Consider the following 16,293-nt stretch of genomic DNA (forward strand, 5'->3'; position numbering starts at 1 on the left):
CCGGTCCCGGGCTCGGTTCGTGGTCTCAGGCGGTGGTCGAGGCGGCGGCAGTGCTGGGCTCGGTCGGTGCGAGCCGCCGGAACGCGCTGCAAAGCGGTCGCTCCGTAGAGGCATCCACGGGTTCAACCGGTGTGAAGGGGATGTGGTCTTGATCAAGGCAATTCTCTACGATCTCGACGGAACGCTGATCGACAGCGAGACCGCGGGCCTGGTCTCCTGGACCGAGGTCTTCCGGGCACACGGTTGCTCACTCGACGAACAGCTCTGGCTGGCCGAAATCGCCGCGGGTCGTGGTCCCTGCATGCCCACCGCGGAACTGGAGGCTGCCGTAGGGCATCGGCTCGATTGGGCCGATCTGGAGAAGCAGCGGCTGGTGCGCCGAGACGAACTGCTTGTCGCACGCCCAGGCGCGTTGGAACACCTCGCCCAGGCGCGCACCATGGGGCTGGCCACCGCACTGGTGACCAACGCCCCACAGTGGTGGGTGGCGCAACAGCTGTGCCGCAACGGCTTGGATGAGCACAACTTCGACACAATCGTCACCGGACACAGTGGCCTACCTCGCAAGCCCGCGCCCGAGATCTATCTGAAAGCACTGGACCTCCTGAAGGTGAATCCGGCCGAGGCAGTGTCTGTCGAGGACAGTCCGGTTGGCATCTCCTCGGCCGTTGCCGCCGATGTGACGTGCGTCGCGGTCGCCAACCAGGTCACCCGCCAGCTCGATCTCAGTGGCGCCGACCTTGTTGTCGACTCACTGACGGAGGTTATGCCACGAGCCCTGCTGGCGAGGTTTTCCATGCTCCGGGAACGCCAGATTCGCGGCAGTGACGGCAACTGAAGGATTCGCTGCTCGACTCGATGGCTTCGAGCGAGGGCGCGAGTTCGACCATCTTGAAAACACGTAGACAGTAACAGTAGTCAACACATTGGAGGGCTCAATGAAAATTCCCATCATTGATGCTACTGAGGATGCAGTCGCACCATTCGGAACTCTTGTCAGCACTGAGGTCACCCAGGACATCGACATTCCGTACTATCGAGGCCGGGTTGTGGAAGGCGGTGACATCGGGTTTCGATACCGTGGGCAGGCGGCGCTGCGAACCGCGCAGATCCTTCCGACGGACGAAGTCGACGAGGTGCTCTGGCTGGAGCGCCATCTGCATCTGACTCAGCTCTTTGTCGATATCAGCGCCGCCCCCTTCGTCATGGTGCTTGCCCCGCCTAATCACGATCTGGGTGCTGAGCTTCCGGATCTGCATCGCGCCGTTGCGCTTCGTTTTCCGCCGTCCTCTGCCTTGCTCCTCCATGCTGGAACTTGGCACGACTTTCCGATAGCCGAAGACCGGCCCGTGACGATCCTGATCGGAAATTCGAAGGAAGTGGTGGACGCACTGCAGCGCGGGGGAGCGCGAGAACTGGACGAAGGAGACGTGTGGAAAGTATCCCTGGCTCAGCGTTTCGGGACGACGATCAGGCCTGTCATTGACACCCGCACGGGGTGAGTGCGCCGCTACCGGAACCTTCAGGGCTCTATTTCGGTTTGCGCCTTCTTGGCGCTTCCGGGGCTGACTCGGCGACATATTTGCAAAGCTGGCTATGAGCTCGGCTGAAGTCGTGACTTCCCGCCCACAGGCAGTCTGACAGGACCGTTGGCCGATGAACTCAGCGGTGTAGAGGTGACTAGGAGTGAAGCGATGAGACTGGCGACAATTCGTACGGCGGCCGGGCTGCGTGCGGTCCGTGTCGACGAGCAGGCCGGCCGGGCGATCGAGACCGGCGACCCCGACGTACGTGCCCTGCTCGAGCACGGCGACTGGGCCGAACGGGCGGCTGCGGCCGCCGGACCGGTCCACGCAGTCGACACTCTGGACTACGCGCCGGTGATCCCGATTCCCGAAAAGATCATCTGCGTCGGGTTGAACTATCGAGACCACGTCAAGGAAATGGGTGACGAGCTGCCCACCCACCCGACCCTCTTCGCCAAGTACCCGTCGGCGTTGATCGGGGCGTACGACGACATTGTGCTGCCGCCCGAGTCGGGCAAGGTGGACTGGGAGGTCGAGCTGGCCATCGTGATCGGCCGGTCGGTGCGGCGCGCCGACCCTGTGACCGCGCTCGACGCGATCGCAGGCTACACGGTGCTGAACGACGTCAGCATGCGCGACTACCAGCACCGCACCATCCAGTTCCTGCAGGGTAAGACCTGGGAGTCAAGCACCCCGGTCGGGCCGTGGCTCGTCACGAAAGACGAGCTGCCCGCGCCGGACGGCTCCGGGCTCCGCGTCTCTACCGTCCTGGACGGCGAAAAGGTGCAGGACTCATCCACCGACCAGCTCATCTTCGGCTGCGTCAAGCTGGTCACGTACGCGTCGACGATCGTCACGCTGAAACCTGGCGACATCATCGCGACGGGCACGCCGGGTGGGGTCGGCCACGCGCGCAAGCCGGCCCGGTATTTGACCGACGGCGCGACCACGGTGACGTCCATCGCGGGCGTCGGGGAGCTCCGCAACATCTGCCGCGCTGAACGCCCGCGAGCACACCCACGGTCGTCTGATGGCGGGCCGCGACACTACCCCGATGCGGCCCTCGCCTGGGGGTAGAGCGGGCCGACCATCGACGCCGGCTGATGGGCCAGGCAGGGGCCCGAAACGTTCGCCGTGCTCCGCGAAGTCACCGTGCGCCAGTCGGAATGAGCAGGCAGTCATGCCACACGCCGCAGAACAGGCGCCCCGATCGGCGAGCTCCTCGCAACGAAGCTTTTGATGAATCAGGACTACCGCGCATGCAGAGGCAGTATGCAACCTTCTTTCTATGATCCCGAGAAATCTTACGAAGAGAATTTTGACGAAGGGCCGTTCGGTCTATTTGCCGATGGAAAAGTGATCGAACACCAAGGTGAACCGCAAACCATGTTCCTCGGACAGAAAGTCTTCTTGCCCTTCGGTATCCCAGCCGGTCCGTTGATCAATGGAAATTTCGTGAAAGGAGCGCTTGACAAAGGCTTCGATCTTGCGGTCTATAAGACTGTCCGCACCCGGCAACACCCCTGTGCTCCATGGCCAAATGTCCTGGCAGTCAAAGTCGACGGAGATCTGACGCCTGAACTTGGCGATGAAGGTGTGATTGCAGATCACAGCTACAGCCAACCGCTTGCCGTGGCCAACTCATTCCACGTCCCATCATCTGATCCAGATTTCTGGCAACAAGACATGGCGGATTCGATCAATCATGCAAAACTGGGCCAGGTCGTCATCGGCAGCTTTCAAGGCACAGTCAACGCCGAAGGGAACATTCAAGCCTACATCGACGACTTCGCCACGGCGGCGAAGCTGGTCAAAGAAGCCGGCGCCAAGGTCCTCGAAGCAAATCTCAGTTGTCCCGGGCCGGGTGATGGACGTCTACTTTGTCGCGATCTTGAGCTGACCCTGAGGACCGCCGAAAAAATCAAGAACGAGATAGGTGACACTCCGCTCGTCGTCAAGATACCTCGCTTCGAAGAACAAGGAGCGTTGGTCAAATTCGCCACCACTCTCAGTCCATTTATTCAAGGCATCTCTGCCATCAATACGATCCAATCAAAGATCATCAACCCTGCTGGGAGACCTGCGTGGCCTGGAGAAGGTCGGATGATGAGCGGTATTGGCGGCGCCCCTATCAAATGGGCTGGACTTGAAATGACAAAACGTCTGACAGAACTCCGCGACGAATACGGGCTGGGTTACACCGTAATCGGTGTCGGTGGAGTAATCACGGCTGATGATTACTGTCAATACAGATCGGCCGGAGCAGATGCCGTTATGTCCGCAACAGGGGCGATGTGGAATTCACTTCTCGCCCAAGAGTGCAGCAAGGCTCGACCACCAGCAGCACTTCGAGGTGACAGGCCGGCTCACGAAATGACGCTACTGACGTCACAGATGGGACTGCGAACCCGCCATCAGGGGCCGCACCCCGATGACTTGACCCTGAGATACATGAACGTCTAGGAAAGAAGAAGTAAACGTGACACTGCAGACCGAATACACGAGACTCCACGAGCTGGAGCGGTTCTGGCTGAACGAGGCGATCCGGCTGGCTACCGCCAGCGTGGCGAACGGGGGCGGTCCGTTCGGTGCCCTGGTCGCCAAGGGCGAGAAGGTCGTGGCGTTGGGCAACAACCAGGTCACTGCGAACCTGGATCCAACGGCGCACGCCGAGGTGAGTGCGCTACGCGCCTCTTGCCAGCAACTGGACACCTTCTCGCTGGAGGGCTGCGTTCTGGTCAGCTCATGTGAACCGTGCCCGATGTGTCTTTCCTCAGCCTTGTGGGCCCGAGTCGACCGCATCATCTTCGCCGCCGACCGGCACGATGCCGCGGGCGCCGGGTTCGACGACCGCAAGTTCTACGACCTGTTCGAGAACAAGCCCACGTCGCTGTGGCCGATGCAGATCGAACGCCTCGAGTTGCCGAACCGGACCGTGCCGTTCGACGCGTGGCTGGCCAAGGCAGACCGCGTGGAGTACTGAGAACCGGTTGGCGGCCTCCCGTGTTCAACAAGCCGACGGCCGGCCGGGGGTTCTCAGAGCAAAAACAGACATGCGATCAAATGCTGAAGCAGTGGCCGGCACCATTTGCGTCAGTCGAGCGGCAGAGGACTACTTCCGAGCGGCCGACATCTCGTCGACGACGATCAATCCGAACGTGTACCAGGGCTTGATGAGATGAATTTACAGCCTGCGTACATCGACTTCGTCGGCCTACAGGGCTGGGCGACGACCGAGGACGACGTACGACGGATGAAGCCGATACCCGATGCTGAAGCTGGAGTCGGATGCGAACGTTGGCAAGCTCGACCGCCTGGCCGAGGTGGTCGTCCGCCTTCTCTGTGGGAGGAGACCTGTGGCTATACCTGCGTGGAGGCAACGCCGCACGGGCTTCCTGTGATCGCGAGCGACATCGCGGACTTGGTGAGACCAAGCTCGGGGGCCGCGTGTGGGCCGGTCAACCAGAGTGGCGCCTGGCCTCGGCCGCTGACGGATCAGACTCTCAACGTTCTGATCGGCCACTCGTCGGGGTGGTGTTTGTCGGCGGGTTGGAAATCTCTCAGAACGGAAAGATGGACGTCACGCGTCGCCTGGGCTGGGTCGACACCCAGATCATCGGCCAACGCCGCGCGGAGCCGCTCATAGGTCGCCAGGGCCTTGGCGGGCTCCGCGGTCGCGTGAAAGGCCATCATTCGCAGTCGGCAGGCGGCTTCGTCAAGGCAATCGGCTTCTAGAGCAGCGTCAGTCACCACCTGTGCCAGTCTAAAGTCTCCGGTCTTCAGGGCGGCCCGAGCCACACCGATTCGCGCACGGCGTAGCAGGTCGCGATGCGTCGAACGGGCAGGATCTACCCACAACGCCGTCGGCTCATCCGCAAGAACGTCGGACGGATCGAGGATGTTCAGCGCGCGGCGAGCCGACGACAGAGCAGCAGCCGGGGTGGTTCGCAGTACGGCATGGGACTCGGCTCGGTTCACCAGCCACGCGGCATCCTCCAGGTCCACACGGATCGAGTCGCCGAGCCGATAGGCAGGGCGCCGACCAACGATGACGTCCGGTCCTAGAACCCCCCGCAGGCGGCTCACGAGCGTCGCGACTGCCTCGAGCGCCTTCACGGGCGGCATGCCTCCCCACAACACGTCGATGGCCCGATCGGCTTGGACGTGCCGACGTCTGTTGACCGCGAGCAGGGCCAGTAACGTTCGCGCCTTCCGGCTGCCAATCGCGGAGCCGGCGATGAGCTCGTCCGCGCGGATCACGGAAAGAGTGCCGACGATCCGCACCTGGGTCGGGCGCAGGGCATCCGTCTGGTGGCTCAACACGACCTGGCCTTTTGTGTTGCGACGGAGGCGACGGTGGAAGAGCTGTCGTACATCCCTAGCTCCTTCGGGAGACGGGTCTGCGTGGGGATTGCGGTGATGGGTGAGCCGGTGAAGGTCGTCGTGTACCTGTACGCCGCACCTCGCGAAAGCGGTTCTGGTCGGTGAAGAACCCTGGTCCGGCACGGGGATTCCACCACCGCCTGGTCGGCCGTGGGTGGATCGGCCCGGCTGAGCCGACAACACACCGCTTCGAATTCGCCGGACACGATGGGCGAAGCTGTCCAATGAAGCGGCCGACCGTGGACCGCTGAGAAATGTGCAGGGCGACCGCGATCGGCCACCTCTGGTCACTCCTCCGGCGCCGGCTGGTACAGCAGAATGAACTATGTGCCGCAAGGTCTCGTGCTCGAACGTGCGCCCGACCGCGCGCCCCGTTCTCCCTGCTGAACGAGCGCATCATCTGACCGCCGCACCCTGACCCCGTACTTGCCCGGCAACCAGCGCGCGATCACGTAAAAGCGGAACTCATAGTGCCGCGGCATCGTGACCGAGCTCGAATTGCCGGGCGCTGACATCATTTCCTGAAATAGCGGCAGGTAGAGGTCGAGTTCCTGACCAAGAATCCGCTGTGGAACGGATTGAAGGCGGTCCGAACGAAGCGCGTCCATTTCGTCAAGAACTATTGGCAATCCTGAGGTGCCGGGTCGGCGTGGCACGTGCTCGACGACGCTGTCGCCGCGCTGAGGTAGGCACCTGGGCTTTACTGGGCTCAACCCGGGGTGGTCCTGTCGGGCCAACGGTTCGGTGCACCACAGTGTCGTGGGTCTTGGCGAATCAGCAGTGAGAATGACCTGTGCGAGAGCGTTGCCACCAGGAACTTGATGACCTGACTGGCTGATCCGGGCGCACTAGGTCCAGTGTGTGGACGCAACAACAGAGCTGTTGAAGCGACATCTACGGGCCTTTTGCCTTCAGAGCACGAGGTGAACAACTTCGGCTGCAGCCGGGATGGTGGACTAGCGGCTCCTAGTACACCGACCCGGTTCTACCTTCGACGGCCTGGAGTCCCGAACGCGCCGGCCGTTTCTGTCGGGTAGCTCGGCGTCTCCCCGTAGTTGTCCAGCACCCATCCTCGAAGGAGCCGCTCCCACTGGCCGTCCAGTTGTGACGTCAAATATATTCCCACGAACATGACTGTCCAGGCTGGCCGTAGAGCACCCGGAGGCTTGGCGTTGACGTGGCGGGGAAGGCGCGATCCTCGTGGTGCTGGGAGCCGGCCCGGCTCATGCTGCAGTCCGATCGTGCGGCTCGTGCAAGGCGGCTCGTAGTCGGGGAGCGGCGCATGCCGTCGGGACAGTGTTTGCAGTCGCGGTTGTAGTCGTCGATCCAGCCGCGACGCGGGCGCGGTACCGGACCGGGTCGCGAAGTGCTCGAGGCTGTGAAGCCGCTCTGCCCAATCGACTGGTTGATGCCCAGCCGGGTGCAGGAACAGCTCCCGCTTGAAGTCCTCGTCGAACTTCCGGCGTGCTCATGCCATCGCCCTACCCCTTGTAAGCGATGTCTCCACGGAAGACCCAATCTCCCGACCGTCTCAGATCGTGGCCCCTCACACCCACCCCCGCCAGCACCTCCTGGCCATCGTTACCGTTACCGGGCAGCAGGTTCATTCAGCCGAGTTCCCCACGTCGATGGTGGGCATGGCCCGCGCGATCGGCTGGCTGCCCGCCACACCGGCGGCGACGTTGCTGCCTTGTGGGTGATCAAATGCACCGCTGGATCGCCGGAGGCCGCGTTGCAACTGGACAAACACCAGCTGCGGCGCCTACGCCACGACGACGGCGAACGTGCCGCGCTGCGTGTGGTGACCGCCAGAGATCACATGCGCGGCGAACGCGTCGTCACCGTCAACGCGCTGACCGCGCTCGTGCGAGTCGTCGACCTCGAGATCGACGCTCGCCACCCGTTGAGCAACCAGCAGATCGTCGCGATCTCCCACTGGCGCACCCGCAACGAGCCGCTGTCCGCCGCCACCGCACGCGCCGAGGCGATGGGTCTGGCCAAGCGGATCATCGCTCTCGACGAAGAACTGTCCACCAACCAGAAGACGATGGACACCCAGGTGCGCTCCACTCGCGCGGCCGGTCTGCTCGACAAGATCGACATCGGCCCCGTAACCGCCGCGATCTGCCTGACCGTCTGGTCCCACCATGGCAGGGTGCGTTCAGAGGCCGCCCTTCGCCTGTCTGGCCGGAGCAAACCCGATTCCCGCATCCTTTGAGACACGATCGGGCACCGGCTCAACAGAGGTGGAGGCCGGCGCCTCAACCGCGCGCTGCACATGGCGACTATCACCCGACTGATCAACGTCACTGGACACCACACCTAGGCCAGTCGGTCGGCGTTGACAACGCAGAGGTCGAATCGGGCGCCAGGCGGGCATCTGCTCGTAGTAATCAAGGCCCTGGATGTGCGCGCCGCCGACTGGTGGAGGTTGGGTTGATACTTCCGCGGGTGGAGCCGCTCGTCTTGAATGACGTGCCTCGTCGAGCGCGGCTGGCTGGAGAGGCTGCCCGGATCGTCGTACGCAGTGATGACAGCCGAAATGGGCAATGAACTAGGCCGTCCCTGAGGAGCCGGACCTGGTGGGTAGTCCGGGCGTCTCCGGAGCCGCGCAGTCGCCCGCCTCGCGCGAGGCAAGGCCCCGTGGAGCATCCACTGGAGGGAGAGAACCAATCACTGCGCGACCGGCGTACTGATTGTCCGAGGACCGAGGGAGGTTGCGCCATGCTCGATGGTTGGCCCACCGAAGGAGGCGACACGATCGCGCCCGAACGGAAGCCCCGCTTGGTCGTCGGTATCACCGGCGCGTCGGGGGCTGTGTACGGAATCAGGATTCTGGAACTCCTTCATAGATACGGGCTGGCTGAGACTCACCTGGTCATCAGCAGGGGCGGCAAGTGGACAATCCACGACGAAACGTCGCTGAGCGTCAATGACGTTGAAGCTCTGGCCGACCACTCATACCGGGACAACGATCTAGGTGCCGCGATAGCGAGCGGATCGTTCCCGGTCGATGGAATGATCATCGCCCCGTGCAGCGTAAAGACGCTGTCTGGCGTCACCAATAGTTATGACGAGAACCTTGTCGTCCGGGCCGCCGACGTGACGCTCAAGGAACGCCGGAGACTGGTGCTGCTGCTCCGAGAAACGCCGCTGCACGCAGGCCACTTGCGGCTCATGACCCGGGCTGCGGAGGCCGGCGCAATCATCATGCCGCCGGTCCCCGCCTTCTACTCCAATCCCAGCACCATCGAGGATCTCGTCGTTCATACCGTGGGCAGAGCGCTTGACCTGTTCGAGCTGCGTCTCCCGGGTTTACGTCGGTGGGGCCAGGACCATCCCAGGGACATCCACCATGCACCTGCTGAGGAAAACGGAGCACGCTCATGAGGATCAACCGAATGATTCTGTCGACGCTCGCCTTGTTGCTCGTGGTGGCCGGCTGTAGTGAAGAACAGAAGCCAGCCGCGGAGGCGAGCGGATTGACGCAGGTGACGTTCCGCCTCGACTGGATCGTGGACATCACCCACGCCTGTTTCTACGCCGCGCTGTCGAACGGATACTTCCGAGACGAGGGCATCGACATGCAGTTCCTGGAGGGAGCAGGGTCGAGCAGCACCGCAAGCCTCGTTGCCAATGGCTCCAACGACTTCGGCTGGGTCGACACCAGCGTGCTGATCAGGTCGGTCAACGACGGTGCGCCCATCAAGCTGGTCGCTGCCGGCTTCCAACGGACGCCCGGCGCCGTCATCAGTCTCAAGAGCAAGGGCATCAACGCACCTGAGGACCTCGTGGGCAAGACCGTAGGCGCGATCAGTGGCGAGGCGCCCCTGCAGCTGCTCGATGCCTATTTGAGCGCGTCCGGATTGAACATCAAGGACGTGAAGGTCACCACTATGGATCCGGCGGCGAAGGTCCCCGCGCTGCTCACTGGTCGGGTCGACGCTGTCGTCGGATACCACACCAGCGAACCGCTGCTGGTCGAGAGCCAGAAGCCTGGAGAGTCCACAACACTGCGCTACGCAGACAAGGGTATCGTTGCTATGAGCAACGGTATCGTGGCGAACCAGCAGGTGATCGACGAGAAGCCCGACGTCGTGAAGCGTGTCGTCAGGGCAATCCAGCGGGGATTCGACTACTGCAAGAAGGATCCCAACGGAGCCGCCGAGAAGCTGGCTGACAGGTTCCCCCAGAGTGTGAACCTCGACCGGGCCAAGGCTGCCGTGCCCGACGTGACGTCGCTCCTACACACTGATCGCACTGCAGGCAAGCCGGTCGGGTCCATCGACCGGCAGGATGTCGCCAACACCCTGCAGACCATGCAGAGGTACATGGGGCTGCGCGAAGCCAAGGCGCCAGAGCACTATTATGTCGACAAATTCGTCAGCTAGTAGCCGAGCGTTCGGCATGCGGCGCTTGTCCAAGCCGCTGGGGATCCTTGTGGCGGTCGCGACCTGGCAATTGGCGGTGTCTACTCTCCACCCGCCCACCTACATCTTGCCACCGCCCGAGCAGGTCGTCGGAGCAGTCATCGCGCATCCAAACCTGTTCTGGCACAACGCGAGGACGACAGTCGGAGAGGTTCTGCTCGGTCTTGCACTGGCCACGGCCGGGGTCCTCGTGTGGGCGGGATTTTTCGTGTGCCTGCCGCGGGTGCGGCGGGCCGTCTTTCCTTCTCTAGTGGCTTTCCAAGCGATCCCGAAAGATGCTTTCGCTCCAATGCTGATCCTATGGCTGGGATTCTCCCCGCTGCCGAAGGCGATTCTCGCTGCCCTCACCGCGTTCTTCCCATTACTCGTCGCGACATTAGTCGGGATGGATCGGTTCACCACCGATCAGCGGCACTTGATGGCCAGCATGGGTGCAGGCTCCGCGACCACGCTGGCCAAGGTACGGCTCTGGGTGGCGCTGCCGTCCCTCCTCGGCGGTTTCAAGGTCGCGATTACCTTCGGAACAGGAGCTGCCGTCGTCGGAGAGTACATCGGCAGTGACGACGGTATCGGGTACCAGATCCTACAAGCGTCACGAAATCTGGACGGTGGTCTGTTCTACGCGAGCATCGTCGTACTGGTGAGCATCGCATTGCTCCTGGTGGCGATCGTCGATCTCCTTCCGCGCTGCATTCCTGGCCTCGCGGCGATGGAAGGGCGCAGATGACAAACATCCCGCGACCGATCTCGGGCGCCGTGATGCCTGGTGCCACGACTGTTCTGATCAGCGCCGCTGTTGTGCTCGGCTGGTCGGGAGTAGCGCGGGCTGAGCTTGTCCCGCGCTACATACTTCCGGCGCCAGCGGCCGTCTTCGCGGCCGCGGCGGAGCATCGCGAAGCGCTGCTCACCAACACCTACGCAACGGGGAAAGCCGCGGCTTTGGGTCTTGCTCTCAGCATCGCCGTCGGCTTGCCACTGGGCGTTCTCATCGCCGAGTCTCGGGTCGCTCGCCGAATCATGCTGGGGCCGCTCGTCGCCTTTCAGAGCGTCCCAAAGATCGCACTCGCACCGCTGCTCATCGTGATGCTCGGCTTCGGAATAGGTCCCAAAGTCGTGCTAGCCATGCTCGTGGTGTTCTTTCCCATCACCATGTCGACCATCGTGGGCGTCGGAAGTACGACGGCGGCCATGCGTCATCTCGCCGGCTCTATGGGCCTCTCTCGTCGGCGGTACCTCTGGCATATGGCGCTGCCGGCGGCAGCTCCTCACATCGCAGCGGGCATCCACACGACAGCCTCCCTTGCCGTGGCCGGAGCCGTGGTGGCCGAGTTCGTCGGGTCAGCCCAAGGTCTGGGCAACCTGCTGTTGATCGCGAGCGGCAACCATCAGACACCACTTGCGTTTGCAGCCCTCTGCGCAATTGCCTTGGTCGGCGTGAGCTGCTACGTGCTGGCCACACTCGTCACGGCCCTCGCCACCGCTGCGCTCGGACCTCGTCATACGAAGGAGCGATGATGCGTCGAACCAGACGTGCCTGGCCTGCCGACCGAATGATGGAGGTGGGCATCACGGTCGACGGTCTCACTCATAGGTACACAGACGCGAGCGGGGCTGCGACGGCCACGCTCGAGGATTTCAGCCTGCGCATCCCATCAGGCGAGTTCGTGGCGATCCTCGGCCCCAGCGGATGCGGCAAGACAACCTTGCTTCTCGCTATTGCGGGTCTCATCAAGCCGACCGGCGGCTCGATCGTCATCGGAGATACCACTGTCACGCAGCCATACACCGACGTTGGAATAGTCTTCCAGGACTCCGCCCTCCTCGACTGGCGCACAGCGTTGCGCAATATCCTGATCCAGGCCGAGGTCCGTGGTCTGGATCGCGTCCCCGCGCAGGCGAGGGCCTTGTCCCTGATGGAGGCCGCGGGTCTGGCTGGATTCGAGAAGGCCTACCCGTCGCAGTTGTCGGGCGGCATGCGACAGCGCGTAGCGCTCTGCCGGGCGCTGGTTCATGATCCGCCCCTCCTCCTCATGGATGAGCCCTTCGGTTCACTCGACTCACTAACCCGCGAGCAGATGACCGTCGATCTGCAGGCGCTGTGGCACAGAGACCGCAAGACGGTCGTTTTCGTGACACACAGCATCCCGGAGGCGGTGTTCCTCGCCGACCGCGTCGTGGTCCTGTCGCAGAGACCGGCCCGGATTCTGGATGTAGTGCCGATCGGACTGGCCCGGCCGCGCCGTTTGATCGACGCCGACGATCGGCAGTTTCGCGAGAGTGTCGCGCACATCACCGATCTGCTTCACATGAACGGAATCCTGCGCGAAACCACCATGGATGACATCTAGGTTCGACCTCGGAAAGGATTGGCACAACATGGTACAGAGTCGCCTCGATCTCCGGAGCTGGCTGCAACAGATGCGGGAGCTCGGCGAGGTCGTCACGATCAGCGAACCGGTCGATCCCGACGAGGAGATGGGCGCCCTGACGTACCTGATCGCGCGGACGGAGGGGCTGCCCGCAATCGTCTTCACAAATCCTGAGTCACCACATACCGAGATGAGAAACGATCTGGGCATGTCCCATCTGTGGAATCCGATTGGCGGCAGTTGGCGCAGGCTGGCGCTGATGTTCGACCTGGATCCTGCGCTGACACGACTCGAGATCGTTCACGAGCTGAAGAGCATGTTCGGCAGGCTGATCCCTCCCGTCGAGGTACCGATCGCCGAGGCCCCGGTCCTTCAGAACAGGATTGATGCGGACGCCGTGAATCTCATGGCGTTACCTTTTCCACGGCACTGGTCCAAGGACGGTGGACGCTACGCCGGAACGCATGACGTGGTTTTCAGCGCCAACAGCGACGGACTCGTCAACGTCGGAACCCATCGCATGATGCTGCTGGGTCCCCGCGAGGCCAGCATCATGATCTCGCCGGGTACGGATACTTGGGCCAACATGACGGCGTCCTGGGAGCGCGGCGAGCCTCATCCGATCGCCGCCGCCTGGGGGGTGCACCCTCTCCTGGTTGCGGTGGGCGGTTCGAACGTGCCCGCGCACATCTCTGAGTACGACTACCTCGGTGGCCTGATAGGCGAGCCGGTGCAGGTCGTCAGGTCGCCATCCAGCGGGCTCGTGTTTCCTGCGGCTGCCGAGTTCGTGATCGAAGGTCACATCCGCCCGAATCATTTCAAGGAGGAGGGCCCCTTCGGGGAGTTCACCGCTCACTACCGCGACAAAACCGAGCTGTACCCGGTCGTCACTGTCGAAGCTGTATGGCACCGATCCGATCCTGTGATGACGAACGCCCTGCTTGGATTCCCACCGTCGAATGAGGAGCAGACCACCGAGGCGGCTCTGCGTGCGGCACGGATCTGGCAGCAACTCGACTCGCTGGGTGTCAGAGGTGTCACCGGGGTGTACTGCCCGCCCACGGCGGCGTGTGGGTGGGCCATGACGATCGTGTCGCTGCGGCAGCAATTTCCGGGGCACTCGCAGCAGGTGCTTCAGCTTGCCGGGAATGTTCCGGCCGGCGCTCACTTCACTAAATGGATCGTCGTCGTGGACGACGATGTGGATCCAACGGACCTGGAGCAGGTGGTGTGGGCGATGGCGACGCGCTGCCCGCCGAGTGAGCGCATTCTCATCCAGAACCGGACCTGGAACAATACCCTCGATCCCGCGATGGATCCGGGTAGTACGCGGGTCGTGGGTTCCCGCGCCTTTATCGACGCCACGAGGGACTTTGAGCACGGAGACCATTTCTCCCGCACACTTCTCACGAAGCCCATGTACGAGAAGGTGGCGGCGCGATGGGCTTCGCTGAATATTCCTGCGCCGATCCCCAAGGTCGATCTCTTCGACCGCCGCTGATGACCGCGACTCGCGTTCTGTTCCGCGCCGTCGCATTCTCAGGAATCGGCAGTCCAGGGGGTGGGCAATGAATCTCGTGGCGATCGGGACGGCGGACTGAAATCTGGATCAAGCGCACATCGCACCCCTTCTCAGCGGTTTGCACTGACCAATCTGGCTCTGGCCGCCGGTCGAGCGGTTGGGTGGATGACGTAACGCGTCGCCCGGAATCAGCGGGGAGACGATTTCTACGTCAACGCCCACCGCCAGGCTCGACAGGATGCCGCGTCGAATCATCCGGCGTTGAGCGCTGCCGACTTGAAATGAGGCTCGCTGATCGCGCCTGAGTGCTCACTGAGTTGCACCAGGCCACTAAGGCCAGGAGCACAGCGGTTTGTGGTCGTTGTGAGCACCGCGCGCGACCGCCAGGCTTCCTGCGTGCGACACGCCCAGTCCATCGAACGCTGGAAAGCCATGAATGTGAGGAAATAAGTGCTCAGACACATCGGACGCCAATCGGGTAGCTCACGGCGAGTTGGCTCCATCGTCCTATCCGCTGTGGTTGCTGTTAACTGGTTGCACCCCGCCGGATCGTCCGCTGCCGGACCAGCGTCGCTCAATTCGGACACGGTCACCTTGGTTACCCAGTACCCAGGCCGGGGGATTGCCTATTCCGGCGGAGACCACGCCAATCAGGTCAGTGTCGAGATTGGGGCGACAAGCATCGTGTTCCACGATCCGGCAGCGGTTGGGCTATCGACCAGCTCCCCGTGCGTGCTGACGAATTCTACAACGGTGACATGTCCGAAGAACGTCGGCAGTTCCGATACCGACAAGGTGTTCGGTGTCTCGGTGGTGGGCAACGGTGGAGACGACGAGTTGACATCGACAGGATTCGGGATGGTCAGCGGGTCGACCTTCCGGCCGATTGCCGTGACACTGTCGGGATCGGCCGGAAACGACACCCTCACTGCTGACGGCGGGTACTCCAACCTCGTCGGTGGAACTGGTGACGACACTCTCACGAGTGGACCGGGAGGATCCGATGAACCCCAGTTCCGGGATCATATCTACGGCTCCGAAGGCAACGACACCATCGACACGGTCACCAACTCGTCCGACGTCGACGTAGTCTACTGCGACACTCAGTACGACCAGAGTTACACTGACACTTTGACGCGCGGCTCGAATGACGTCGAGGCCAAGTATTTCGCGTTTCCAAACCACATCCCGGGCGGCTGCGATCACGTCGTCAGCGAGTAGTTCAACCGGCCCACACATCGACCGCCGGTGAGTGGGTTCACTCGTTCATACGGAGCTTGCGGATACCGCCGTCGGACACCTGACAAGTATCCTCGTCAACGCCGGAGCGCTCAACGCTCCAGGTGATGCTCAACGAACCGTTCGGCAGCTCGGGAACTGTCACGTGCCAAACAGATGTGGGCAGCAGTCCCGATTGAGGCCAGGTTCCCGGCCGGCGCACTCACCAAGGTCACGAAGCGTTGAAGAGCCCGATGGCAAGCCGGTCTTCAAGGAGGCGTAGCCGCCAGTCCATCCGGCGGTGTTGTGCCACCGCCGACACGCCTTGAGTCCATTTGACCCGGTCGGTCCTCCAGTGGAGCGGCGTCGCTCGACGATCGCTGGGGAGGATGTAGATCCATGCGGGTGATGGTTGCCATTGGCGCGCGTTTCAGGCCGTCGGTCTCCGCCTCCGTTTGAGCCGATCTCGTGTGTTGCGCGCTTGGAGATGTTGCGGGCCGCAACTGGACATGGATCCGGCATAGCCTCGGTGCAGACTCCGCATGGTCGAAGGCGCTGAGTCGCTTGCGCCTCCGTAGAGGACGGTCTTTCGTCACGAGGGAATGTCGTGCATGCCGTCCAATGCGAGAGGAGAGCGGACCCACCCTGCTGGTCGGATCGGATGGGCCGATAGGGAATCGTGGCAACGAACGGGAGGTCAACTGGACCGGGTGGCCCCGTGTCACGGGAAAATGGGGTACCGATGGCCGCGTGGCATGGCCTGGTCCTTCTTGCGCCCTCGACCGGTTCTGCTTGCCCACGACAGTGAGGCAGGCAAGCAGAACGGGTCTGCTCGGGAGATCTCG

General features: G+C 62.8%; 14 protein-coding genes. 13 read left to right on the forward strand and 1 reads right to left on the reverse strand.

Translation table 11 applies throughout. The features are described 5' to 3' along the window. The first annotated feature begins 148 nt into the window (after positions 1 to 148). From ACQPXM_RS11200 to ACQPXM_RS11220, 5 genes are all read left to right on the forward strand, one after another. On the forward strand, positions 149 to 838 hold the full coding sequence (locus ACQPXM_RS11200) for an HAD family hydrolase (RefSeq protein ID WP_432947543.1): 690 nt from the start codon (positions 149 to 151) through the stop codon (positions 836 to 838). 100 nt (positions 839 to 938) lie between these two features. Beyond that, the gene (locus tag ACQPXM_RS11205; RefSeq protein ID WP_432947545.1) at positions 939 to 1,502 is read left to right on the forward strand and encodes an ureidoglycolate lyase; all 564 of its coding nucleotides are present in this window, start codon (positions 939 to 941) and stop codon (positions 1,500 to 1,502) included. Between the two features lie 192 nt (positions 1,503 to 1,694). Beyond that, the gene (locus tag ACQPXM_RS11210) at positions 1,695 to 2,603 is read left to right on the forward strand and encodes a fumarylacetoacetate hydrolase family protein (protein ID WP_432947547.1); all 909 of its coding nucleotides are present in this window, start codon (positions 1,695 to 1,697) and stop codon (positions 2,601 to 2,603) included. Positions 2,604 to 2,765: 162 nt separating this feature from the next. Continuing rightward, on the forward strand, positions 2,766 to 3,989 hold the full coding sequence (locus ACQPXM_RS11215) for a hypothetical protein (RefSeq protein WP_432947549.1): 1,224 nt from the start codon (positions 2,766 to 2,768) through the stop codon (positions 3,987 to 3,989). A gap of 16 nt (positions 3,990 to 4,005) precedes the next feature. Continuing rightward, a complete protein-coding gene (locus ACQPXM_RS11220; protein ID WP_432947551.1) occupies positions 4,006 to 4,509 on the forward strand; it encodes a nucleoside deaminase in 504 nt (167 codons plus the stop codon). A 512-nt stretch (positions 4,510 to 5,021) separates the two neighbouring features. Here the strand turns inward: ACQPXM_RS11220 and ACQPXM_RS11225 are convergent. After that, positions 5,022 to 5,849, reverse strand: coding sequence for an AfsR/SARP family transcriptional regulator (locus ACQPXM_RS11225; RefSeq protein WP_432947553.1), 828 nt, complete (start codon positions 5,847 to 5,849; stop codon positions 5,022 to 5,024). Between the two features lie 1,750 nt (positions 5,850 to 7,599). Between ACQPXM_RS11225 and ACQPXM_RS11230 the strand changes: the two genes are divergently transcribed. From ACQPXM_RS11230 to ACQPXM_RS11265, 8 genes are all read left to right on the forward strand, one after another. Then, complete coding sequence (locus ACQPXM_RS11230; RefSeq protein WP_432947555.1) at positions 7,600 to 8,127, forward strand: hypothetical protein; 528 nt, start codon at positions 7,600 to 7,602, stop codon at positions 8,125 to 8,127. 506 nt (positions 8,128 to 8,633) lie between these two features. Then, positions 8,634 to 9,299: a UbiX family flavin prenyltransferase gene (locus tag ACQPXM_RS11235; protein WP_432947557.1), complete on the forward strand. Its 666-nt coding sequence runs from the start codon at positions 8,634 to 8,636 to the stop codon at positions 9,297 to 9,299. Between the two features lie 11 nt (positions 9,300 to 9,310). Further along, the gene (locus ACQPXM_RS11240; RefSeq protein WP_432947559.1) at positions 9,311 to 10,300 is read left to right on the forward strand and encodes an ABC transporter substrate-binding protein; all 990 of its coding nucleotides are present in this window, start codon (positions 9,311 to 9,313) and stop codon (positions 10,298 to 10,300) included. A gap of 25 nt (positions 10,301 to 10,325) precedes the next feature. Beyond that, positions 10,326 to 11,066, forward strand: coding sequence for an ABC transporter permease (locus ACQPXM_RS11245; RefSeq protein ID WP_432947561.1), 741 nt, complete (start codon positions 10,326 to 10,328; stop codon positions 11,064 to 11,066). Continuing rightward, positions 11,063 to 11,854, forward strand: a complete 792-nt coding sequence (locus ACQPXM_RS11250) for an ABC transporter permease (protein ID WP_432947563.1) — start codon at positions 11,063 to 11,065, stop codon at positions 11,852 to 11,854. Before ACQPXM_RS11245 ends, ACQPXM_RS11250 begins: the two co-directional genes overlap by 4 nt. A 38-nt stretch (positions 11,855 to 11,892) precedes the next feature. Further along, positions 11,893 to 12,687 carry an ABC transporter ATP-binding protein gene (locus ACQPXM_RS11255; RefSeq protein ID WP_432950994.1) on the forward strand — a complete coding sequence of 265 codons (795 nt, stop codon included), beginning with the start codon at positions 11,893 to 11,895 and terminating at the stop codon, positions 12,685 to 12,687. A 70-nt stretch (positions 12,688 to 12,757) separates the two neighbouring features. Beyond that, a complete protein-coding gene (locus tag ACQPXM_RS11260) occupies positions 12,758 to 14,209 on the forward strand; it encodes a UbiD family decarboxylase (RefSeq protein ID WP_432947565.1) in 1,452 nt (483 codons plus the stop codon). A 774-nt stretch (positions 14,210 to 14,983) separates the two neighbouring features. Beyond that, the gene (locus tag ACQPXM_RS11265) at positions 14,984 to 15,451 is read left to right on the forward strand and encodes a hypothetical protein (RefSeq protein WP_432947567.1); all 468 of its coding nucleotides are present in this window, start codon (positions 14,984 to 14,986) and stop codon (positions 15,449 to 15,451) included. The last annotated feature ends 842 nt before the right edge of the window (positions 15,452 to 16,293 follow it).

The organism is Kribbella sp. CA-253562 (assembly GCF_050942265.1).
In the GTDB taxonomy this organism is placed as follows: domain Bacteria; phylum Actinomycetota; class Actinomycetes; order Propionibacteriales; family Kribbellaceae; genus Kribbella.

Excerpts from the sequence above, each read along its gene's own strand:
- ACQPXM_RS11205 (WP_432947545.1), top strand. The coding sequence starts at position 939 with ATGAAAATTCCCATCATTGATGCTACTGAGGATGCAGTCGCACCATTC.
- ACQPXM_RS11210 (WP_432947547.1), top strand. The coding sequence starts at position 1,695 with ATGAGACTGGCGACAATTCGTACGGCGGCCGGGCTGCGTGCGGTCCGT.
- ACQPXM_RS11215 (WP_432947549.1), top strand. The coding sequence starts at position 2,766 with ATGAATCAGGACTACCGCGCATGCAGAGGCAGTATGCAACCTTCTTTC.
- ACQPXM_RS11235 (WP_432947557.1), top strand. The coding sequence starts at position 8,634 with ATGCTCGATGGTTGGCCCACCGAAGGAGGCGACACGATCGCGCCCGAA.
- ACQPXM_RS11240 (WP_432947559.1), top strand. The coding sequence starts at position 9,311 with ATGATTCTGTCGACGCTCGCCTTGTTGCTCGTGGTGGCCGGCTGTAGT.
- ACQPXM_RS11250 (WP_432947563.1), top strand. The coding sequence starts at position 11,063 with ATGACAAACATCCCGCGACCGATCTCGGGCGCCGTGATGCCTGGTGCC.
- ACQPXM_RS11255 (WP_432950994.1), top strand. The coding sequence starts at position 11,893 with ATGGAGGTGGGCATCACGGTCGACGGTCTCACTCATAGGTACACAGAC.
- ACQPXM_RS11260 (WP_432947565.1), top strand. The coding sequence starts at position 12,758 with ATGCGGGAGCTCGGCGAGGTCGTCACGATCAGCGAACCGGTCGATCCC.